Source organism: Streptomyces clavifer (assembly GCF_036345975.1).
GTDB classification, from domain to species: Bacteria; Actinomycetota; Actinomycetes; order Streptomycetales; family Streptomycetaceae; genus Streptomyces; species Streptomyces clavifer.
In genome coordinates, this window is the sequence record NZ_CP107793.1 from 94,865 (window position 1) to 114,973 (window position 20,109).

Below are 20,109 nucleotides of genomic sequence, written 5' to 3' on the forward strand. Positions count from 1 at the left end.
CGTGAGACAGGTATGTCAGACAGGTATGAGGAGCCGTCGTGCGTAAGGTGCTCATCGCCAACCGTGGCGAAATCGCTGTCCGCGTTGCTCGGGCTTGCCAGGATGCCGGAATCGCGAGCGTAGCCGTCTACGCCGATCCGGACCGGGACGCTCTGCATGTCCGTGCGGCCGACGAGGCGTTCGCTCTGGGCGGTGACACCCCGGCCGCCAGCTACCTGGACATGGCCAAGGTGCTCCAGGCTGCCAAGGACTCCGGGGCGGACGCGATCCACCCCGGCTACGGCTTCCTCTCGGAGAACGCCGAATTCGCCCAGGCCGTCCTGGACGCCGGCCTGACCTGGATCGGCCCCCCGCCCCAGGCCATCCGCGACCTCGGCGACAAGGTCGCCGCCCGCCACATCGCCCAGCGCGCCGGCGCCCCCCTGGTCGCCGGCACCCCCGACCCCGTGTCCGGCTCCGCGGAAGTCGTCGCGTTCGCCGAGAACAACGGCCTGCCCGTCGCGATCAAAGCCGCCTTCGGCGGCGGCGGACGCGGCCTCAAAGTGGCCCGCACCCTCGAAGAGATCCCCGAACTCTACGACTCCGCCGTCCGCGAAGCCGTCGCCGCCTTCGGCCGCGGCGAATGCTTCGTCGAGCGCTACCTCGACAAACCACGCCACGTCGAAACCCAGTGCCTCGCCGACCAGCACGGCAACGTCGTCGTCGTCTCCACCCGCGACTGCTCCCTGCAGCGCCGCCACCAGAAACTCGTCGAAGAGGCCCCCGCCCCCTTCCTCACCCCCGCACAGAACGCCGAACTCTACGCCGCGTCGAAAGCGATCCTGAAGGAAGCCGGCTACGTCGGCGCGGGCACCGTCGAATTCCTCGTCGGCGCCGACGGCACGATCTCCTTCCTCGAGGTCAACACCCGCCTCCAGGTCGAACACCCCGTCACCGAAGAAGTCACCGGCATCGACCTCGTACGCGAGATGTTCCGCATCGCCGACGGCGAGGAACTCGGCTACACCGACCCCCCCGTACGCGGACACTCCTTCGAATTCCGGATCAACGGCGAAGACCCCGGCCGCGGCTTCCTGCCCGCCCCCGGCACCGTCACCACCTTCACCCCACCCACCGGCCCCGGCGTCCGCCTCGACGCAGGCGTCGAGTCCGGCAGCGTCATCGGCCCGGCCTGGGACTCCCTCCTCGCCAAACTCGTCGTCACCGGCGCCACCCGCGAACAGGCCCTCCAGCGCGCGGCACGCGCCCTCGGCGAATTCACCGTCCAGGGCATGGCCACCGCCATCCCCTTCCACCGCGCCGTCGTCACCGACCCCGCCTTCACCGCCGACCCGTTCCGCATCCACACCCGCTGGATCGAAACGGAATTCGTCAACACCATCAAACCGTTCACCGTCCCCACCGACACCGACACCGACGAGGACACCGGCCGCGAGACCGTCGTCGTCGAGGTCGGCGGGAAACGCCTGGAAGTCTCCCTGCCCTCCTCCCTCGGCATGACCCTGGCCCGGACCGGCCTCGCCGCCGGCGCCAAACCCAAACGCCGCGCAGCCAGGAAAGCCGGCTCCGCCGCCTCCGGCGACACCCTCGCCTCCCCGATGCAGGGCACCATCGTCAAAATCGCCGTCGAAGAAGGCCAAGAGGTCAAGGAAGGCGACCTCGTCGTCGTCCTCGAAGCCATGAAGATGGAACAACCCCTCAACGCCCACCGTTCAGGCACCGTCAAGGGTCTGACGATCGAGGTCGGGGCGTCCGTCACCTCCGGTGCCACCATCTGCTGCATCAGGGGCTGACCGGTCCGCCGGGGCGATCCCGCCCACCGCCACGTGACGCCGCGTGGGCCGGCCGCGTGGTTGTCGGCCCGGAAGCCTGTTCCTCGCGGGCCTCGGGGGCGTCCGTACGCCGGCTCCCCCGCCACCGTGGTGGACGGACAGCGCCTGCGGGGCTCCACGCCGTCCGGTGGGTCCGCCGGGGCGGGTCGGCGGGCGTGGTCCAGCGGCTCCTTGTTACCTCGTTGCCTTTGGCCTGGGTTTCTTCCGGAGCGGCTCAAGGCTTTCCCGGTTGCCCGGCTTTCGTCCTCGGCCCCCTGGAGACAGTTGTGGGCCGCATACGGCCGGGGGGGTGCCGTATGCGGCCCGTATGGGGGGTGCCGGGTGGTCTAGAAGAACTCGGTGTCCGGGTCGAGTCCGACGAGGACCCTGCCGTACGCCTCGAAACCGCCGAGCGGCGCCATCAGGCCGTGCAGCGCCAGCCCCTGGATGTCCCGGTGGACGCGCTGGAACGGCTGTGACCGCTGGATGACCGAGGCACCGCTGACCGAGTGCAGGGTGTCGACGGCCTCCTTCGCCAGCAGGACCGCGTAGGTGATCTGGCTCCGGATCTCCACGCGGTCGTGCATGGACATCCGCGCACCCGCGTCGGCGGCGGCCTGCATGCGCCGGGTCCAGCTGTCGGCCAGTGCCTGGGCCGCGGAGATCTTGTTGGCGGCGGCGGCGACCTGGAACTGGATGTGCGGGTGAGCCCGCTGTTCCTCCCAGTGCGTGTAGGCGATGCCCTTGCCCGGCAGCCGGTCGAGGAAGAGCTCGAGGCCGGCTCGGGCCATCCCGAGGTAGGCCGCTGCGGACAGTGCCATCACGTACGCGGTGAGGCCGTACTCCCGGCCGCTGCCCTCGGTGTGGGCCCGGTCGGGGACCTGGCCCTCCAGCACCTCGAAACCGTCCACGACCCGGTACGCGGGGACGAAGAGGTCCTTGACCGACGAGGTGCAGCTGCCGGTACCCGCGGCGGCGGAGACGTCCCAGTCGTCGGCGAGGGTCATCTCCTCGGCGCGCACCACCGCGTAGACCTCCTCGTGCACGTCGTCGGTGCGCTCGACGAGGGCGGCGAGGATGTTCCAGTCGGCGCCGCGGATACCGGTGTTGAAGCGCCAGCTTCCGTTCAGGACGAAGCCGTCCTCGGTGCGGGTGGCCCGGCCCGTGGGGGTGAAGCCTCCCGAGACCTTCAGCGAACCTCCGCCGGTGCCGTAGATCTCCTCCTGGGCACGGTCGGGGTACTGGGAGATGATCCAGGCGCTGGAGATCCAGGCGTTGGCCACCCACCCGGTGGAGCCGCAGCCCCGGGCGATCTCGGCTATGAGGGCGAACTGGTCGGCGAGCGGCAGGTCCAGCCCGCCGAACCGCTGCGGGACCGCGGACCGGAAGACCCCGGCCTGGTCCAGCAGCTCGATGTTCTCCTGTGTGAGCCAGCCGCGCTCTTCGGTCGGGCGTCCGTTCTCACGGAGTGTGTGAACGCTTTCCCGTACCGCTTTCAGTACGGTGCCGGCGTCGATGTCGACCGTGGCCATCCTGCCTCCTCTGGCGCGAATTCATCCGGTTCCGGGCCGACTGTACTGCCGGTTCATTGAATTGCTTCCAGAATTCACTCACACCCCGGTCATTACCGGGACTGCCAATTGATGAGCATTCGGTTACCACTGTCCGGGAGCCTTGGTGCTTTTCGCGTCCGGGTGCGGGCCCGGGGCGGGCGGAGGCCGGACCTCCTGCCGCCCCGGGGTTCTCGCACCGCGTCCGCGTCAGGGGTCAGGGGTCAGCGGCGGCTCTCGTCGGTCCAGATGCGGCTGCTGAGGTCCGAACCGCGGAGCACCTGCACCCTCCAGGGGTCGATGCGCAGGACGTGGTACTTGGGGTCCTCGGGGCCGCCGCGCCAGAAGTTGAGCGGGTTGTACCCGACGCCGGCGGGGCTTCCCTTGCGGTAGAGGTCCCACGCGTACTGCCTGGTCTCCCGGTCCTCGGCCCAGGTGGAGACGCTGTCGACGAACACCGCGTTCTGGCTGGGGTTCCAGTAGGAGTACGTGGTGTGCGGGTTGTTGGCCAGATGGGCGACCTTGACAGGTGTCTTGTAGGCGGCGAGCCAGCCGACCGGCTTCCCGTCGACCACTTCCCAGATGGGAAGCAGCACGCGGGCGCGCGGGCGTGACTTCCTGTCCACTGTGATCATCGTGCAGTAGACGATTTCCTGGATGTAGGAGAAGAACTTGTTTTCGATTTCCGAGAAGGATTCCACAGTGGTAGCCATAACGATTCCTCCCGGCATCCGATTATTGATGGGAAGGGTCCGGAAAGGCCCTCCGGAATCAGAATGCGGCACTGCCGGACGGGCACGCAAGAAGGCACTTCGAAGTCACTGACTTCTTCCGCGGTTACCGTCAGGGGTGTGCGCGGAACCGGTCGGCGACGGCGGCGTAGCTGTCGCCGCCCCGGCCCTTCGCGACCGTGTCGGCGACCAGGCCCCTGAAGAACCGCGGCAGCGAGACGTCGATGCCGGCGGCCTCGCTCTCCTGGACCAGGTGGTCCATGGCCGCGGCGTGGGTGTCGAGGCTGGCGTCCTGGGCGACGGCTGTGCCGGCGTCGACCTGTTCGGCGTAGGCCGAGACGAACTCGGTGACCGAGAGGATCCACTGGTTGGCCAGGACGGCGAACCGGGAGGCCGGGACGCGCGCCGTGCCCACGAGGGCCGCCCCGTGCAGGAAGCTGTTCAGCACGCCCCACATGACGTTGAGCAGCGCCACGTCGTGGAGTGCGGCCAGACCGGGGTCCGTCCCGATGTGCAGGCAGGTTCCCAGGTCCCGCAGGACCGGCAGGTGCTTGTCGAAGACCTGCTGGTCTCCGCTGTGGAGCAGGACGGCCTCCGGTCCTCCCATGGACTGCGGGACGGCCATGATCGCGCCGTCGAGGTAGGCGGCCCCGTGGGCGCCGGCCCGGGCGGCGGCCTCGCGGGCCTGGTCGGAGGTGCTGGAGGTCAGGTTGACGACGGTGCGTCCGCTCAGCGCCTCGCCCAGGGGGTCGAGGACCGACTGGACCGCCTCGTGGTCCTTGAGGCACACGATGACGGGTCCTGTGGTCGCCGACAGGGCCGCGGCCGGAGAGGGGGCGCTCCGGGCGCCCTGGGTGATGAGGTCCCCGGCCTTTCCGGGGGTCCTGTTCCACACGGTGGTGGGGCGGCCGGCCCGCAGGAACGCGGCTGCGATCGCCTGCCCCATGAGGCCGAGGCCCAGAATTGCCACGTCCGCTTCGACAGCGTTGTCGATTGCTTCGGCTGCGTTGCCGGTCATGAGTTCCGCCTTCTCTTTTTTGTCGGTGCACCTTCGGGGGGGGAATATTCCCGTCACGCGCTGCTCAAGGTTATTCCAAGGTTCTGGTGAGAGGGTGGGGGAAAATCTGCGGGAAGTGCACCACAGGCCTTGCAGTGCGTCAAGGATTGCCAGCCTGATTCGGCCGTGGGTATTTTCGAATGCACTCAAACCTTGGAGCGGGGGGCAATGAGGTTCAGATTGCTGGGGCCGTTGGAAGCGATATCGGCGGACAAGCCCGTTCCTCTGGGTGGGACGAAACAGCGTGCGACGCTCGGCTATCTGCTGTTGAATGCCAACCGCGTGGTGGCCACGAGCGAGCTCGTGGAGGCGCTGTGGGAATCGGAGGATGTTCCGGCCACGGCCCGGAAGATTCTGCACAACGCGATATGGGGACTGCGAACGATTCTGGCCGAAAACGTCGGTCCGGGATCGGCGGAGCTTGTGACCAAGGTGCCCGGTTACATGGTGCGTGTCGATCCCGGTGACGTGGATCTGCTGGTCTTCCGCCGGTGGGTGGCCGCGGGCAGGGCCGAACTCGCCGCGGGTGCGCCGGAGGAGGCCTCGCGGCTGTTGAGGAAGGGGCTGGACCTGTGGGCAGGGCCGCTCCTGGGCGATCTCGCCGAGTCGGGTATCGCCTGGCCGGAGCTCGACGCGGCCCGCCGGGACAGGCTCGATGTCCTGGAGGACCTCTTCGAGGTCGAACTGGAGTGCGGTCGCCATCACGCGATACTCGGTGAGCTGACGATGATGGCCGAGGCGGAGCCCTGGCGGGAGCGGGCCTGCGGGCAGCTGATGCTCGCGCTGTACCGCTGCGGACGGCAGGCCGACGCCCTGAACGTCTACGAGAGGGTGCGGTCCTCCCTGGTGGAGAACCTCGGCCTGGAACCGGGCCGAGGTCTCCGTACGCTGCAGCACGCGATCCTGACGCACGACCCCGTGCTGACCGCGAGGGCCGCGGCTCCTGCGGGCGCGTCGGTCTCCCCGGTCCTCGATCAGCGGGGCCCCGTCGAACAGCCCGCCGGTGCCCCGCTGGTGGTCCCGCGTCAGGGCGGCGCGGCCGTGACCGGGCGGATCCCGGTGAGCGCGCTGATCGTGGGCCTCAGGCTGGGCAGTCTCGACGAGGTGTCCCCCGGTGAGATCGACATGGCACTCCACACCGTCGAGGACGTCATCGCCCGGTTCGGCGGCACCGTGGTCGCCGCGCTCGGATCGCTCACGCTGGCCCTGTTCGGTGTCGACGGGCCCGGGGACGACGATCCGGAGCGAGCGGTCCGGGCCGCCCTGGCTCTGCGCGAGAGGTTCTCGGTCGACATGCAGACGGCCCTCAGGTCGGCGGTGACCACCGGCAGGGCCCTGGTCCGGCTCAGCCCGGCCGCCGAAGCGGGCCGCACCTCCGCCGTCGGGACCCTGCTGGACGACGGCCGGGCGATGGTGGGGCGGGTGCCGGACGGCGAGGTGTGGATGAGTGGCGCGGCACGACTGGCGACCACGGCCTCCGTCGCGGCGAAGTCCGCCGACGACTCGTCCGACGCGTGGCAGGTCCTGGGACTGCTGGGCGACGAAGCCGGGTTCCGTACCGACCGCGAGCACGAACTGGGAGTGCTCAACGGTCTGCTCGACTGGGCCCGGCACAGCTCGGTGCCCCACCTGGTGACCGTCCTCGGTGCGCCGGGGGTCGGCAAGTCCCACCTGCTGGCGGAGTTCGAGCGCAGCATCGCCGTGCAGTCCCCGGCGCCCGTGCGTGTCCTGACCGCCCGGGCCACCGGTGGGGGTGATCCGCTGTCCGTGGCCGGAGTGATCCTGTCCCGTTACTGCGGTGTCCTGGCGGAGGACGCGGCCGAGGTGTCCGGGGCCAAACTCGCCGCGGCCCTCCGGCGCCTTCCCATGGACGAGTCCTGCCGCGCCCTGCTGTACCGGCGTCTGCTTCCGCTTCTGTCCTCGGGCGGGTCCTCGGTGGGCCCGGCCGACCGGGGTGAGGTGATGGGCGTGTGGGCGGAGCTGCTGACCGCGGCTGCCGCACTCGAACCGGTCGTGGTCGTCGTGGACGACGCCCATGAGGCGGCGGACGTCGTGCTGGACCGGCTCGAGTCCCTGTCCGACGGTGCGGGAACCGCCCCGTTGCTCACCGTCACCGCGGCCCGGCCGGAGCTGCTCGAACGCCGTCCCGGCTGGGGCGGTGGAAAGCGCCGGGCGTCGGCCCTGACGCTGCTGCCTCCGCAGACGGACCGGCCGGCGCCTGCGGCGCCTTCGCAGGCGCGGCCGCGGGTACGGAGGATCGCCGTGTGAGGCGGGAGGACCCGGGGACCCGGGGGCCCGGGGGCGTTGCCGGCTGGTTCGGTGCCGTGTGTGTGGCATCGGCTCCCCGGGCCTGTGGTGACGAGGGCCCGGCCGGTCCCTGGGGTGGCGGGTGCGGGTGGTGCTGGTGCAGCCGGCCCCGGACCGCCCCGCCCGGGCGGTCCGGGGCCGGCTGCTTCGCGGGCTTCGCCCCGTCGGCCGCACGACCGGCGGGGCGAAGTGGTCAGGACTCCGGAAGGCCACGGGTGGCCCTGGACGGCAGATGGTGCGGGGGCGTGTCCCGGGTGGGGCTCAGGTGTTCCAGACGCCCCGCGCGGCGGCGTCCTTCACGAAGTCGGAGAAGTCCCGGGGCTCACGGCCCAGTACGCGCCGGACGGTGTCGGTGGGGGTGGCGTTCTTGTTGTCGCGGATCTGGGCCACGAGGTCCGCGACGAAGAGCGCGTAGTCGGCGGGCACGTCGTAGCTGACGAGCTCGTCCACGTAGGCCTGGTGTTCGACGGGGATGTAGCGGATGTCGCGGCCGGTGGCCTGGGCGATCTCCTTGACGGCTTCGTCCAGGGTGAGGGCGCGGGCGCCGCTGAGCTCGTAGGTCTGTCCGGCGTGGCCGTTCTCCAGCAGGGCCTCGACCGCGACGGCGGCGACGTCCTCGGTGTCGACGAACGGCTCGCGGCCCGATCCGGCGGGCAGGGGCAGCTCACCGGCCCGGACGCCGTCGAGCAGGACCCCCTCGTCGAAGTTCTGGAAGAACCAGTTGGGCCGCAGCACGGTCCACTCGGCACCGGACTCCTGGACGGCGCGTTCGCCGGCTATCAGCGACTTGCCGCCGACCAGCTCGGTCACCCGGGCCTGGAGCAGCACCAGTCGGCGGACTCCGCGGGCGACGGCGAGGGTGGACAGCTCGCGCAGTGCGGCTTCGGCGTCCCAGGCGCCGGGCTTGTCCTGTGCGTCCACCAGGTAGGCGGCGTCGGCGCCGGTGAGCGCGGGCTCCCAGGTGCTGGGGTCGTCCCAGTCGAAGCGGACGTCCCCGGAGCGGCTGGCCGCGCGGACGGTGGCGCCGCGCTCCTTGAGCCGGTTCGCGACGCGGCGGCCGGTCTTTCCCGTACCGCCGAGGACGAGGACGGTGGTGTCGGTCATGGCAATGGGCCTTCCTGAAAAAGGGGGGGGTGTACGAGACCGGGCCGCCCGCGTGTGCGGGCGGCCCGGTGGCCGGAGTGTTCCGGTCAGCCGGAACGGTGGATCACAGGAACGGGGTGTCGGGGGCGAGCCCGAGGATGGCCCGTCCGTGCACTTCCTGGTTGGTGTTGAAGGTGAACAGGGCGTGCAGGGCCAGGCCCCGGATGTCCCTGTGGTAGCGCTGGAAGGGCACGTCGCGCATGATCACCGAGGCGCCGCTGGCCTCGAACAGTTCGTCGACGGCCTCCTTGGCGAGCTGGATGGCGAAGGAGGCCGTGCCCCGGGCGGTTGCCCGCTCGTCCACGGACGGGCTCGTTCCGGCGTCGGCGTGCTCCTGGAGCCGGCGCAGCCAGTTCTCCTGGAGTGCCTCGGCGGCCGCGATCTTGTTGGCGGCCGTGGCGACCTGGATCTGGGTGACCGGGGACTGGCTCTGGTCGGTCCAGGAGGTGTAGGTGATGCCGCGGCCCGGCAGGCGGTCGAGGAACAGTTCGTAGGCGCCCTTGGCTATTCCGATGTAGGCGGAGGCGCCCTGGGCCATGAAGAAGGGGACGAAGGCGTAGTTGCGGCCGGTGGCACCGGTGTTGGAGCGGTTGCCGGTGGTGCCGCCGAGTATCTCGATCAGGCTGACCACGCGGTGGGCCGGGACCGTCACGTTCTCGGCGCTGACCGTGGAGCTGCCCGTGCCGGCGGCGGACGAGGCGTGCCAGTCGTCGGCGATGGTCAGTTCGCTGAACGGGACGAGGGCGGCGAAGGGGGCCGGGGTGCCGTCCGGGCCGACGAGCAGGGCGGACAGCAGGGCCCAGTTCGCGCCCCGGGAGCCGGAGATCCACTTCCAGGAGCCGCTGAGGGTGTAGGAGCCTTCGCCCGCTGTCAGCGTGCCGGAGGGGGTGAAGCCGGTCGAGACGCGCACTGCGCCGCCGGCGTACACCTCTTCCTGTGCCTTGTCGGGGAAGAGGCTGGGAACCCAGGCGCTGGACACCCAGATCATCGAGACCCAGCCGGTGGCCGTGTCGGCACGGGCTATCTCGCTCAGGATCCTGACCTGGTCGGCGACCGGGGCCTCGAGGCCGCCGAAGCGGCGCGGGACCGCGAGGCGGTACACGCCGGCCTTGTCGAGCAGCTCGACGTTCTCGTCCGGGATCCAGCGACGCTCCTCGGCCGCGGGGCCGCTCTTGCGAAGCGTGTCGACGAGGGCCGTCACCTCGTCGAGCACCGCGGTGACGGCACTGTCGGTCGTGGTCATCCTGTCTCCTCAGAATTTTCCGCAGCAAATTTACGGCGCGCTTTTTTCTTGCGCCGACTGGATTCCTATTCTTGCGGGGGCGGGGTCACGTGCAGGTAATCCGGCGCTCTCGGGAAACCTTTGGAGCGGCTGGTTACCGGGGAATGGGTGGGCGCAGGAAAAGGCATTGCCCCGGCCGACCGGAGTGCGGGGGCCGGGGCAATGCCGTGTGCGTGGTGTCGCGGGTGGGGCTACCTGGATGCCTCGGCGTGTTCGACCGGGCCCGGGATCTCCGTGGGCCCGGCGTCGTCCGCCCCGGCCCGGCTGCGGAGGCCGAAGGCGCTGATGACGACGGCGATGAGTGCGGCGACCAGGGGCACGACCAGGGCGGCCTGGTAGCCGTCCAGGAGTGCTGCCGGTGAGGTGCCGTCGGTGGCCGCGATGTTGACGGCGGCGACGGAGGACAGTCCGAGGGCGGCGCCGAACTGGAAGGAGGTGTAGAGCAGTCCGCCGGCGACGCCCTGCTCCTCCTCGGCGATGCCGTCGGTGGCGACGATGGTGAGCGGTCCGTAGGCCAGGGAGAAGGCCAGGCCCAGGATGATCAGGCTCGGGAACATCGCCATGTACGTCCAGTCCGCGCCGACCGGCAGGAACAGGGCGTAGGACAGGGCGGCGAGGAGCAGGCCGCCGAAGATCACCCGTGCGTTGCCGAACTTGGCCACGAGCTTGGGGGTGAGGGTGGGCGAGAGGATCGCGTCCACCCCGATGACGATGAGGGCGAAGCTGGTCTGCAGGGTCGACCAGCCGCGCAGTTCCTGCAGGTAGAGCACTGCGATGAACTGGAAGCCGAAGAAGCCCGAGGCGAAGAGCAGTCCGGCGAGGTTGGCGCGGACCAGTGAGCTGTTGCGGAAGATGCCCAGGCGCACCAGTGGCGAGGCGGCCTTGCGCTCGACGGCGATGAAGATGAGGAAGAGCACCAGGCTCGCCGCGATCGTGCCGGTCGTCCAGGCCGCGGAGGCGTGGGTCGCGCGCTCGACGCCGAAGACGAGGAGCAGGATGCCGCCGGTGACGCTGATCGCGCCCGCCAGGTCGACGCCCTGGCCCGTGCGGTCCGGGCGGGGCGACTTGGGGATGAGGGCGATCGCGGCGATGAGGATGAGGAGGCTGAGGATGACGGGCGCGAAGAACACCCAGCGCCAGTTGATGGCGGCCAGCAGGCCACCGACGACCAGACCGATGGAGAAGCCGCCGGCTGCGGTGCCGGAGTAGACGAGCAGGGCCTTGTTGCGCTGCGGGCCCTCGTCGAAGCTGGTGGTGATGATCGACAGGCCTGCCGGGGTCATGAAGGCGGCGGCGACACCGGTCACGAAGCGGGCGACGATCAGCATCCAGCCTTCGGTGGCGAACCCGCCCAGGCCGGAGAAGAGCAGGAAGACCACCAGCCAGAAGACGAACATCTGGCGGCGTCCGAAGAGGTCGGCGGCCCGGCCGCCCAGCAGCATGAACCCGCCGTAACCGAGCACGTAGGCGCTCATTACCCACTGGAGCATGCCGGTCGACATGTCCAGGTCCTCGCGGATCGAGGGCAGGGCCACGTTGAGCATGGCCACGTCGATGCCCTCGAGGAAGATCGCGCCACACAGCACGAACAGCACGCCCCACGCGCGCCCGCTCATGCGGTCGGTGCCGCTACTCGGGGGGGATGGCAGTGTGGACACAGAGTTTCTCCTTGTACGCGAAGGAATAGCCATGAGGAATCAGCCGCATTTTTGCGGAAGGCGCTTGCAGTTCCCTTGAAGTTCGCGTGAGAAACCGGAAGGCCGGGGCCAGTTGCAAAGAATAAGTTCGGGCCGGTTCCCACTTGTAACCACTGGCATCATGCGGCACGGTGGGGAACCATGGAAGAACGCACTTTAAAGTCACCGAGTTCCTGCACGGGTACCGAGCAGGACTACGACATCCACCAGTGGGACTCCCGCGAGGGGTGCGAGGTGAGGCAGATCCTCGACCGCATCGCCGACAAGTGGTCGCTGCTCGCCATAGCGCACCTGGAGCGTCAGACACTGCGCTTCTCCGAGCTGCGCCGCCGTATCGAGGGCATCAGCCAGCGCATGCTGACGGTGACCCTGCGTCAGCTCGAACGGGACGGCCTCGTGCGACGCACGGTGCACCCGGTCGTCCCTCCGCGCGTCGATTACGAGCTGACCCCGCTCGGAGCGACTCTGCACACCACGATCAGCGCCCTCGTGGACTGGACGGAGAACCACCAGGAGGAGATCGCCACGGCCAGAGCGGCGTACGACACCCGGCTGGACGCCCTGGAGTCGGCCACCTGACCCGAGGGGACTGCGGCGGGAGTGCCGGTCGGAGCCGCTCGCGGAGGGCGGCGGCCGGCACGGCCGCCGGGGTGCGAGGTGTCCGTGCCCGGTGATGTTCCCGCCCCCGGACGCCCCTCAGGGCTGGAGGGCTGAGGGGGTGACAGGTCGCCGGGGGACCGGGGTGGGCCTTCTGGGCCGTGGTGCCCGGAGGGCTCCCTTCGTCGTGGTGGGCGGGGGTGGTCCGGCGGTCCGTCCTCGGGTGCTCCGAGGACGCGTCGGGGCGATCACCGGCGGTACCGGGCAGGGCGGGAGCAGCGGGTCCCGGGCTCGGGGTGCGGGCCTGGAATCAGCGGTGCCGGGCCGTTGTTCAGCGGGTGACGCACACGTGGGAGGGGTGCCGTCGCAACAGTGGTTTCGCTGGGCCCGGTGGGGCGGGTCCCGAGGGTCTCGTATGGCTGCGCCATGTGCGGGGCGGCATCATCGGCCGCGGGGCCGTGCCTGAAGCGGCGTGTGGTGCCGGACTGGGGCGAGGGGGCTGTGCGCCGAGGCGGTGTTCGGTCCCCTGACCTCGTCGTCACGGGCGTGGTCTGCCCGCATGTACGTATCGCGTATCGGGGAAACGACGGACGCGCGGCGCCTTCTCGGCCTGGGAGGGTTGTGGTCGGGACGATGAGCCGTGCATGAGGTGCGTGCACCGCGCGACGCCCTGGGGGGGGTGGTCAGTGCCGGGGAGGGTGAGGCAGCTGGTCAGGGTGGCGGCCGGGGTCGGGGCGGCCGCGGGCCTCGCGGCGGCCGGGTGGTTGGTCTGTCTGTTTCCCGGACCTCACCTGCTGGCCGTGCTGGGTGTCGGGCCCGTGGACGGTGTCATGAAGATCACCGAGTGCTACGAGGTGACCGGTGGGGACGGCGAGCAGCGGGGCTTCGACTGCACAGGCGTCTTCACTCCGCGCTCGGCGGTTCAGCCACGGCGGGAGATCACGCTGGACAGTGCGGCCGGTAAGCACAGGGCCGGCAGCATCGTGGAGGTACGCACGGCAGGAGGGGACGCCCACGAACTGTCGGCTGACGGGCTGAGGCTGTGGGTCACCTTCACCGCGGGCATGGTCGGGGTGTCCGTGGCGCCGGCGTTCTGGCTGCTGGCGGGTGCGCGGCACGACAAGTGGGATCACAGCGGTCATTACCTGAGTGTGTTCGTCGTCGTGGCGCCCGGCGTGTACCTGTTCGGTCTCGTGGTCGGCGTCGCGGCCGAGATCCTCATCGCGCTGTTCGGCCGGGACGGCTTCGGCTGAGGGCGGGCGTCCTTCGCCGCAGGGGCGCATCCGTCCGGCCCCCTTTTTCTCGGGCCGCCGCTCCACGCTCCCGGGCCCGGCAACGCGGACAGGCACCTCGGCGGCGAGGGCCGCGTCGGCGGGTCGGTGGCTGCTGCTGCGGGCCGGGTGCACGGTTCCTGACGGCAGGGCACAGACATCGGGGCCGGGGCGGCAGTCCTCCGGGCTGCCGCCCCGGCCCGGGGCCGTGCGGGCGGCTCCGCCGGGCAGGGGTGCGGTCCGGGGGAGGACGCCCGGCCGGCCGGGAGCGTGCCGCGGCGCGGTCCTGCGGCTGGCCGGCGCACGACCGGTGCCGGGGGTCCGCAGGATGACGGGGGGTCAGAGGTCGCTGTCGATCCCGGTGACGGCGGGTGTTCCCAGCAGTGCGTCCTGTTCTGTGTACCCCGTCTCCCGCAGGGCGGCGGACACGAGTCCCAGGGCGTTGAGTTCCGCCTCGTACCGGTCGGTGGCGTCGACTTCGAGGCGGATGGAGAAGGTGCCGTCGTCGTGGAGGGTGAGCAGGCTGAGGCCCTCGTTCTCACTCAGGTCCGTGTGCTGCGTCGCCAGCTTGCGTTCCAGGGCTGCCCGGGAGGTCTCTGCGACGTCGGCGACGAAAGTTCCGGGGACGGTGATGACAAAGGTGGTCATGACAGCTCCTCACGTCTGGTGCGGGTTGGCGTCCAGTTCCGGCTTCCCGCTTTTCCGGAAGTCACCAGGGGTCCTTCGTGCCCGTGCCGGGGCCCGGGCCCTCTTGCGACGCGCTGGTCGTGGCCGGGCAGGGTGGTGAAGGCCTGTCGATCCGGGGTGGTCTCCTCCCGCTTCGCCGGGAGGGAGTGCAGGAGGGGGCCCGGTTTTGCCCGGAGCGGGGACCCTCCCGGCGTTGTCGTCGCCGGGAGGGTGTCGTGGCACCGCGTCGGCCGGTCCTGACGACGGGGTGCCCCTCCTGGAACGGATTCTCATCGGAGTGCTCGCCCGGGACCTGGGCCGAGGAGCGGCCCGGAAAGTATGATCAAGCGATGTCTGACATGACCGAAACCACGACCGGCTGGCTGACCACGGACGAGCTGGCCATGGCCAGGGCTCGGATGCCCATCCTGTACGTCGAGGCCGTGCCTGTGCGCGTGGACGACAGCGGCGACATCACCAGTATCGGACTCCTCCTACGGATCGGCTCTGACGGAAACATCAGCCGCGCACTGGTGTCGGGGCGTGTCATGCACCACGAGCGGGTCCGTGACGCGCTGCTGCGCCACTTGGAGAAGGACCTCGGCCCGGTGGCCCTGCCCCGCGTTCCCGTCTCCCCGCAGCCCTTCACGGTCGCCGAGTACTTTCCGACCGCGGGCGTCACCCCGTTCCACGACCCGCGCCAGCACGCGGTCTCCCTCGCGTACGTGGTCCCGGTGGCCGGCGACTGCCGTCCGCGGCAGGACGCACTGGACCTGGTCTGGTTCAGCCCGCAGGAGGCCGCTTCGCCCGCTGTGCAGAGCGAGATGCCGGGCGGCCACGGGGTCCTGCTGAAGCAGGCCCTCGCGCACGTGGGGCACACACAGTGAGGCATGGCCCCCGGGCGGCCGGCGTCGGCCGGTGCGCCGGCTGACACGGCGCTGCACGCGGACCAGGCCTGAAACGCACCGGTGTTGAGAGCCTGCGCAGCCATGTCCGGCCGCGGTGGCCCAGCCGCTCGGACAGACTCCGCCCCCGGCTCCCTCCCGGGCACCCCGCCGCGTACCGGCCCGGCGGCGGGCTCTTGTCATCGCACCGGATCCCGGCTGCTTGTCACGGTGCTCGCACCCGCGGGCTGCTCCGCCCGCCGCAGGTCCCGGTCGCTCCCCTGCCTGTCGCGGACGGGACGAGCGGACGCCGGAGACCGAGCCGGCGGGTGGGTCCGCGCCCGCCCCGGGCCGTGCCCGGGGGCTGCGGGCCCCTGTGCGCGCCGCCCCGCTCCCGGGCCGGGTCCGGTTGCGGTAGCCGGCCGGCGGCCTGACGGTGGTGCGGTGACCGGAGTGACCGGACAGGCCTGCACCGGTGCCCGGCACGGGAGCGAGGAGAGATGATGCACGACACCCCTGGCGGTCGCCGGACCCGCCGTGCTCCCGGCAGTCCTCTGCGTGGGCGGGTCGCGGTCGTCACCGGTGCCGCTCGCGGCGTCGGTGAAGCCCTCGCGCGAAGCCTCTCCGGTGCCGGGATGCACGTGGCCCTGCTCGGGAGGGAGGAGCAGACCCTGCAGGACGCCGCCGCGTCCCTGCCCGGTCCGAGCCTCTGTATCGAGTCCGACATCACCGACCGTGCGGCGCTGGCGGACGCGGCCCGCCGCGTGGAGGCCGAGCTCGGCCCTGCCTGCGTGGTCGTGGCCAACGCCGGCATCGCGGTGAGCGGGCCGTTCGACCGCACGTCCGCCGAACTCTGGCAGCGGGTCATCGACGTCAACCTCACCGGGTCCGCGAACACATTCCGTGCGTTCCTGCCCCAGCTCGCCGCGACCCGCGGATACTTCCTCCAGGTCGCCTCCACAGCGGCGTTCGGTGCCGCGCCCATGATGAGCGCCTACTGCGCCTCCAAGGCCGGGGCGGAGTCGTTCGCCCTCGCACTACGCGGTGAGGTCGAGCCGGACGGCATCCAGGTCGGGATCGCCTACCTCCACTGGACCGGAACCGACATGCTCAGCGGCCTCGACGACCATCCCGTCCTGCAAGCCCTGCGGCGCAACCAGCCCCGCCCCGCCCGCCGTGTGCACACCCCCGACCAGGTCGCCCGGTGGCTCACCCGGGGCATCACGCACCGCGCCCCGCACATCTACGCCCCGCCGTGGCTTCGCTGGTGCCAGCCCTTGCGCCCCCTGTTCCCCGCACTCGTCGCCCGTACCGCGCGGCGCGAGCTGCGGGGCCGCCCCCGCGACACGATGTCCTCCCCCGTGGAGGTGCTGGGCGCCGGAGGACGTGCCGACTGGGACTCCTACCGGGCCACCCGCCCCTCTCCCCCACGCGACGGGTAGGCGGCAACACCGCTGCTCCGCGGCACGGGCGCCCGCCTGCCCTGTTCCTGCCGGGGCCGGCAGACGGCAGGGCAGGTCCGTTCGGATCCTCAGCGGTCCGGGGCAGGCCGTCTCCTACCGACCGCACGTCCGGGTTCGTTGGGATCAGCGACTGTCCTCGACCCGTTGCGGTCGACAGGACATGGCCGGCGTGACAGCCGCGGTGTACGCGCTGAACCTCGCACGGGCTGCAGCCGCGTCGAGATCTCCAGGAGCCCAGCGAGGTACTGCCCCTGCTCTGTCTGCTCTGCCTGCACGGGCTGCACGGGCTGCCCTCCGGGGACTTCGCGCCTGCGCTGGAGCAGTTCCTGGGAGGCTCGGCCGGGCTGTCGTCGGCGACGGTGACGCGGCTGGCCAAGCAGTGGCAGGCAGAGCACGCCGTCTTCCGGGAACGCGAGCTCTCGGCGTCCGGCTGCGTTTGGGGTGGGCCGACGGTGTGCACCGAGGTCCGCCTCGGTCAGGCCCGCTCCTGTGTACTGGTCCTGATGGGTGTGCGCGTGGACGGCATCAAGGATGCTGATCGCGCTCACGGAAGGGCTGCGGGAGCCCACCGAGTCCTGGGCCGACCTGCTGCGCGACTACCGCCGTCGCGGCTGCGCGATCCCGAACTGGTCGTCGGGGAAGGCGCGATGGGCCTGTGGAGGGCCCTCGCAGAGGTGTTTCTCCAGGCCAGGCGCCAGACCTGCCGCGTTCACAAGATCCGTAACGTGGTCAACGCCCTGCCGAGTCGGCCCAGCGCGAGCGCCCCGAGGCGGCGGCGTGAGCGTCATGACGGCCCGGACCATCAGCACCTGCCGGCTGGACCTGCTGCCGCTGTATGTCGAGGATGCCGGGGAGGTGGCCGCGGTGCTGTCCGATCCGGCCCTGCACACCTTCATCGGCGGCACCCCGGACGGTGCCCCGGTCCTGAGGTCGCGCTACCAGCGCATGAGCGCAGGCTCTCCCGACCCGGCCGTGGCCTGGCTGAACCGGGTAGTCCGGCTGTGTGAGGGCCAGGTCCTGGAGCGGCTTGGTGCGGCGGACCGCGGCTCCTGACCGGTATCGCTCCCTAGGAGGCCTGGGAGGGGGTGTCGTGTTCGAGGATCCGCACCAGCTGATCGACGGTGGCGGGCATGTGCAGGTGCAGCAGGGCGAGGTCCAGCCCTTCGTCACCCAGGACGGTCAGCAGGGCGCGGTCGCCGACGGCCTGGATGAGGACATGACGTCCGGCGCAACGGGTCGTGACGTCGCGCAGCGTGCCGCCGTTGGCCTCGTGGGCCAGCCGCTGGCCGAGGCTGAGGGTGGCGGCGGAGAGCGCCGCGATGGATTCGGGGTGAACGGTCGCGGCGTCCGCTGCAACCAGAAGGCCGTCGCCGGTCGACAGGACGAGGTCGTGCACCCCCATGACCCGTTCCCGCAGAGCGGTCATGATCTCGACAAGAGGGCTGGTGTGCGAGGTGCCGGACATGTGACTCCTGGTGTGAGGGAAAGTGCGTCCAGAGGAGGTCAGGGTTCTGGACTGTCGATCAGGCGGGCGTACACGCGGCGCAGCAGGCCGACGTCGGGCCGGTGGGCGTCGAGGCCGTCCGGCGGACGGGGCAGGGTGCCGGGGCTGCTGGGGCGGCGCACCGGCAGTGGAGAGGGCGGTGGCCGCCGGCCGTGGATCCGGAGACTCCGAGCCAGCAGCAGGTTGCGGGTTTTGGCCCGTGTCCGGCGGCGCGCGTTCACGACCGGCCCGTCCCGCCCAGCTGGTGGGCGCCGGGAGTGCGCCGGGGCAGGGTGACGACCGGGACGGGCTTCGGGTTTCGGGCTTCGGGCGCGGGGGCGCGCGGTGCCGTGCTCGGACGGGCGTCCGCGAGGGAAGCGGTCTCCTTGAGGAGGCCCAGGGTGTGCATCCGTGCCAGGTCGAGCATGACCGCGTACGTTCCGCGCCCCAGGGCGAAGGCCAGATCGCGGGGTGTGCGCCGGTCGTTGGCGGCCCGCAGCAAAGTCCCGTACCGGGGCGGGAGCAGGGAGGGCACCGGTTCGGCAGGCTGCACGCGCAGAGCGGCGAGGGCGCTCGCGGGCATCCACAGGCCGTCGAGGGTGGCGAGGCGGCGGGTGGTCTCCGCGGCGATCCGCCGAGGGGCGAGGGCGGGACCGCTGACAGGTACGGGAACCGGCCCCGTGACCTCCCATCCCTGAGGAGGGGCGAGGGCGAGGACGAAGGCGGCGTCGAACACGGCCGCCACGCAGAGAACTTCGAATTCGGTCGCTGTCAGCAGGCCGCGGGCCGACAGTTCGTCTGCCAGTCGGCCCTCCTCGTCGCGGCAGACCGCCCGGACCGCGGTCCAAGCGGTGTCCGACACGCGCCCGGACTTGAGGAGTATCGATTCTGCGCCGGGGGCGCCGGGGGTATCGATGCTCACGACAAGTCCCTGTCGCACGTGTATCCGGCCACCAGGGGTGCCCGCAACGAGCACCGTGCCGTCGCGCTCCTGCTCGTGCAGGGTGTTGAGCACCGCGGAGACGTTGCGCGGTCCGTCCGCCCGGGTCGTCACGCGGCCTCCTGGGCCGGATAGCGGTCGAGGTGGCGCAGTACCACGGCCAGGTTGGCGCGCTCGCGCTCCAGGGCCACGGCCAGCAGCAGGGGATCACCACAGCCGGGCAGCACGCGCAGTACAAGCTGGTGCCGGGCGCCGGTGACGACTACCGTCTCCAACTCTCCCTCTGCACCGGCTGAATGCAGCCGTTCGTCGATGAGTACGGCCAGTCGGCCGCATTCGTCGGCGCCGAGGTCCTGGGGGCCCGCCGCACCGTATGACAGCCCGGAGACGGCGTCCACCAGGGAAACTCCAGTCACTCCGGGCACCTGAAGCAGGCGACCCAAAGAGTCTTCGACCGAGGACACCGGTCCCATCACTCCCTCGTGAGGCTTCACTTTCGGACAGAAAGCACAGTAGTTTAAAGATCAAGCTCGATACAGGGCTTCTGGATGTTTTTACGACATGACGCCGATGTATGACATGACGCCGATGCGGCGCGAACGTGACCGAGAGGCAACGCAATGACCGTGGAGACAGCACTCAAGGAAGCCATGGCGATCGACGGGGCCCTGGGCGTCGCCCTGGTCGACTACGAGAGCGGTATGTCCCTGGGGACGCTCGGGGGCGACGCGGGCGTGGACCTGGAGATGGCAGCGGCCGGCAACACCGAGGTCGTCCGCGCCAAGATCCGTACGCTGGCGACGCTGGGTATGGAGGACACCATCGAGGACATCCTCATCACCCTCGGCCGGCAGTACCACCTCATACGTCCCCTCGCGAGCAGCAGCGGCAGCCTCTTCCTCTACCTCGCGCTCGACCGCGGACGCAGCAACCTCGCCCTGGCCCGGCACAGCCTGAAGCGGATCGAGTCCTCCCTGGACGTCTGACCGGTCGCGCGGCATCTCCTTGGCCACGCACGGGGCGGCCGCTGCGGCGTGCCCCGGATGCGGGGCCGGTGAGATCTGCTCCGAAGCCGGATCCGGGCCGGTGGCGCAGGTGGCGCAGGTGGCGCGTCAGGGCGGACGCCCGCCCACGCGGCCCGACGCCGTCCGGCAGGACGGCCTTCCCGGCCTCCACGCCCTCGCCACGGGGCTGGCACGCGACCGCGCCGCTGTCGTCGCCGGCCTG

General features: G+C 70.9%; 19 protein-coding genes and 1 pseudogene. 9 read left to right on the top strand and 11 right to left on the bottom strand.

The window, feature by feature from the left end; translation table 11 throughout:
* The first annotated feature begins 38 nt into the window (after nt 1-38).
* A complete protein-coding gene (locus OG927_RS00360; RefSeq protein ID WP_330319472.1) occupies nt 39-1,793 on the top strand; it encodes an acetyl/propionyl/methylcrotonyl-CoA carboxylase subunit alpha in 1,755 nt (584 codons plus the stop codon).
* A 365-nt stretch (nt 1,794-2,158) separates the two neighbouring features.
* On the opposite strand, the gene OG927_RS00365 is transcribed toward OG927_RS00360, so the two are convergent.
* From OG927_RS00365 to OG927_RS00375, 3 genes are all read right to left on the bottom strand, one after another.
* Complete coding sequence (locus tag OG927_RS00365) at nt 2,159-3,343, bottom strand: acyl-CoA dehydrogenase family protein (RefSeq protein ID WP_056790258.1); 1,185 nt, start codon at nt 3,341-3,343, stop codon at nt 2,159-2,161.
* Nucleotides 3,344-3,585: 242 nt separating this feature from the next.
* Nucleotides 3,586-4,074 (bottom strand): pyridoxamine 5'-phosphate oxidase family protein, encoded by a 489-nt coding sequence (locus OG927_RS00370; RefSeq protein WP_056790255.1) that lies wholly within the window; start codon nt 4,072-4,074, stop codon nt 3,586-3,588.
* Nucleotides 4,075-4,204: 130 nt separating this feature from the next.
* Nucleotides 4,205-5,110, bottom strand: a complete 906-nt coding sequence (locus OG927_RS00375; RefSeq protein WP_330319473.1) for an NAD(P)-dependent oxidoreductase — start codon at nt 5,108-5,110, stop codon at nt 4,205-4,207.
* A gap of 207 nt (nt 5,111-5,317) precedes the next feature.
* On the opposite strand from OG927_RS00375, the gene OG927_RS00380 reads away from it, so the two are divergent.
* Complete coding sequence (locus OG927_RS00380) at nt 5,318-7,417, top strand: BTAD domain-containing putative transcriptional regulator (protein WP_079100714.1); 2,100 nt, start codon at nt 5,318-5,320, stop codon at nt 7,415-7,417.
* Nucleotides 7,418-7,717: 300 nt separating this feature from the next.
* On the opposite strand, the gene OG927_RS00385 is transcribed toward OG927_RS00380, so the two are convergent.
* From OG927_RS00385 to OG927_RS00395, 3 genes are all read right to left on the bottom strand, one after another.
* Nucleotides 7,718-8,560 (bottom strand): NAD(P)H-binding protein, encoded by an 843-nt coding sequence (locus tag OG927_RS00385; protein ID WP_056790247.1) that lies wholly within the window; start codon nt 8,558-8,560, stop codon nt 7,718-7,720.
* A 103-nt stretch (nt 8,561-8,663) separates the two neighbouring features.
* Complete coding sequence (locus tag OG927_RS00390) at nt 8,664-9,842, bottom strand: acyl-CoA dehydrogenase family protein (RefSeq protein WP_056790241.1); 1,179 nt, start codon at nt 9,840-9,842, stop codon at nt 8,664-8,666.
* A 230-nt stretch (nt 9,843-10,072) separates the two neighbouring features.
* Nucleotides 10,073-11,497, bottom strand: coding sequence for an MFS transporter (locus OG927_RS00395; RefSeq protein ID WP_056790238.1), 1,425 nt, complete (start codon nt 11,495-11,497; stop codon nt 10,073-10,075).
* Nucleotides 11,498-11,719: 222 nt separating this feature from the next.
* On the opposite strand from OG927_RS00395, the gene OG927_RS00400 reads away from it, so the two are divergent.
* Both OG927_RS00400 and OG927_RS00405 read left to right on the top strand, forming a co-directional pair.
* Nucleotides 11,720-12,157, top strand: a complete 438-nt coding sequence (locus tag OG927_RS00400) for a winged helix-turn-helix transcriptional regulator (RefSeq protein ID WP_056790236.1) — start codon at nt 11,720-11,722, stop codon at nt 12,155-12,157.
* A gap of 848 nt (nt 12,158-13,005) precedes the next feature.
* Nucleotides 13,006-13,428 (top strand): hypothetical protein, encoded by a 423-nt coding sequence (locus tag OG927_RS00405; protein WP_157866818.1) that lies wholly within the window; start codon nt 13,006-13,008, stop codon nt 13,426-13,428.
* A gap of 357 nt (nt 13,429-13,785) precedes the next feature.
* Here OG927_RS00405 and OG927_RS00410 read toward each other — a convergent pair whose 3' ends face one another.
* Nucleotides 13,786-14,094 carry a hypothetical protein gene (locus OG927_RS00410; protein ID WP_330319474.1) on the bottom strand — a complete coding sequence of 103 codons (309 nt, stop codon included), beginning with the start codon at nt 14,092-14,094 and terminating at the stop codon, nt 13,786-13,788.
* A gap of 368 nt (nt 14,095-14,462) precedes the next feature.
* Here OG927_RS00410 and OG927_RS00415 point away from each other — a divergent pair, with 368 nt between their 5' ends.
* The 4 genes and pseudogenes from OG927_RS00415 (at nt 14,463) to OG927_RS00425 (ending at nt 17,512) form a co-directional block, all read left to right on the top strand.
* Nucleotides 14,463-14,999: an NUDIX hydrolase family protein gene (locus OG927_RS00415; protein WP_107103223.1), complete on the top strand. Its 537-nt coding sequence runs from the start codon at nt 14,463-14,465 to the stop codon at nt 14,997-14,999.
* Between the two features lie 500 nt (nt 15,000-15,499).
* Nucleotides 15,500-16,438: an SDR family oxidoreductase gene (locus tag OG927_RS00420; protein ID WP_056790220.1), complete on the top strand. Its 939-nt coding sequence runs from the start codon at nt 15,500-15,502 to the stop codon at nt 16,436-16,438.
* Nucleotides 16,439-16,803: 365 nt separating this feature from the next.
* A pseudogene (locus OG927_RS35940) lies at nt 16,804-17,148 on the top strand (IS256 family transposase); the annotation flags it as partial.
* A gap of 88 nt (nt 17,149-17,236) precedes the next feature.
* Complete coding sequence (locus tag OG927_RS00425) at nt 17,237-17,512, top strand: GNAT family N-acetyltransferase (protein WP_364798543.1); 276 nt, start codon at nt 17,237-17,239, stop codon at nt 17,510-17,512.
* 13 nt (nt 17,513-17,525) lie between these two features.
* Here OG927_RS00425 and OG927_RS00430 read toward each other — a convergent pair whose 3' ends face one another.
* The 4 genes from OG927_RS00430 to OG927_RS00445 form a co-directional block, all read right to left on the bottom strand.
* Nucleotides 17,526-17,924 carry a roadblock/LC7 domain-containing protein gene (locus tag OG927_RS00430; RefSeq protein WP_056790217.1) on the bottom strand — a complete coding sequence of 133 codons (399 nt, stop codon included), beginning with the start codon at nt 17,922-17,924 and terminating at the stop codon, nt 17,526-17,528.
* Nucleotides 17,925-17,962: 38 nt separating this feature from the next.
* Nucleotides 17,963-18,085 (bottom strand): hypothetical protein, encoded by a 123-nt coding sequence (locus OG927_RS00435; protein WP_277426320.1) that lies wholly within the window; start codon nt 18,083-18,085, stop codon nt 17,963-17,965.
* Nucleotides 18,086-18,180: 95 nt separating this feature from the next.
* A complete protein-coding gene (locus OG927_RS00440) occupies nt 18,181-18,996 on the bottom strand; it encodes a hypothetical protein (RefSeq protein ID WP_330319475.1) in 816 nt (271 codons plus the stop codon).
* Complete coding sequence (locus tag OG927_RS00445; protein ID WP_241192066.1) at nt 18,993-19,298, bottom strand: hypothetical protein; 306 nt, start codon at nt 19,296-19,298, stop codon at nt 18,993-18,995. Before OG927_RS00445 ends, OG927_RS00440 begins: the two co-directional genes overlap by 4 nt.
* A gap of 204 nt (nt 19,299-19,502) precedes the next feature.
* On the opposite strand from OG927_RS00445, the gene OG927_RS00450 reads away from it, so the two are divergent.
* Entirely contained in the window at nt 19,503-19,868 is a 366-nt protein-coding gene (locus OG927_RS00450; protein WP_056790202.1) for a hypothetical protein, read from the top strand.
* Nucleotides 19,869-20,109 lie beyond the last annotated feature (241 nt).

Bases quoted from the DNA above. Each gene is read 5' to 3' on its own strand.
- OG927_RS00380 (WP_079100714.1), top strand. From the start codon at position 5,318: ATGAGGTTCAGATTGCTGGGGCCGTTGGAAGCGATATCGGCGGACAAG.
- OG927_RS00370 (WP_056790255.1), bottom strand. From the start codon at position 4,074: ATGGCTACCACTGTGGAATCCTTCTCGGAAATCGAAAACAAGTTCTTC.
- OG927_RS00400 (WP_056790236.1), top strand. From the start codon at position 11,720: ATGGAAGAACGCACTTTAAAGTCACCGAGTTCCTGCACGGGTACCGAG.
- OG927_RS00430 (WP_056790217.1), bottom strand. From the start codon at position 17,924: ATGTCCGGCACCTCGCACACCAGCCCTCTTGTCGAGATCATGACCGCT.
- OG927_RS00390 (WP_056790241.1), bottom strand. From the start codon at position 9,842: ATGACCACGACCGACAGTGCCGTCACCGCGGTGCTCGACGAGGTGACG.
- OG927_RS00385 (WP_056790247.1), bottom strand. From the start codon at position 8,560: ATGACCGACACCACCGTCCTCGTCCTCGGCGGTACGGGAAAGACCGGC.
- OG927_RS00395 (WP_056790238.1), bottom strand. From the start codon at position 11,497: ATGAGCGGGCGCGCGTGGGGCGTGCTGTTCGTGCTGTGTGGCGCGATC.
- OG927_RS00410 (WP_330319474.1), bottom strand. From the start codon at position 14,094: ATGACCACCTTTGTCATCACCGTCCCCGGAACTTTCGTCGCCGACGTC.
- OG927_RS00450 (WP_056790202.1), top strand. From the start codon at position 19,503: ATGACCGTGGAGACAGCACTCAAGGAAGCCATGGCGATCGACGGGGCC.
- OG927_RS00405 (WP_157866818.1), top strand. From the start codon at position 13,006: ATGAAGATCACCGAGTGCTACGAGGTGACCGGTGGGGACGGCGAGCAG.
- OG927_RS00365 (WP_056790258.1), bottom strand. From the start codon at position 3,343: ATGGCCACGGTCGACATCGACGCCGGCACCGTACTGAAAGCGGTACGG.
- OG927_RS00420 (WP_056790220.1), top strand. From the start codon at position 15,500: ATGCACGACACCCCTGGCGGTCGCCGGACCCGCCGTGCTCCCGGCAGT.
- OG927_RS00375 (WP_330319473.1), bottom strand. From the start codon at position 5,110: ATGACCGGCAACGCAGCCGAAGCAATCGACAACGCTGTCGAAGCGGAC.
- OG927_RS00415 (WP_107103223.1), top strand. From the start codon at position 14,463: ATGTCTGACATGACCGAAACCACGACCGGCTGGCTGACCACGGACGAG.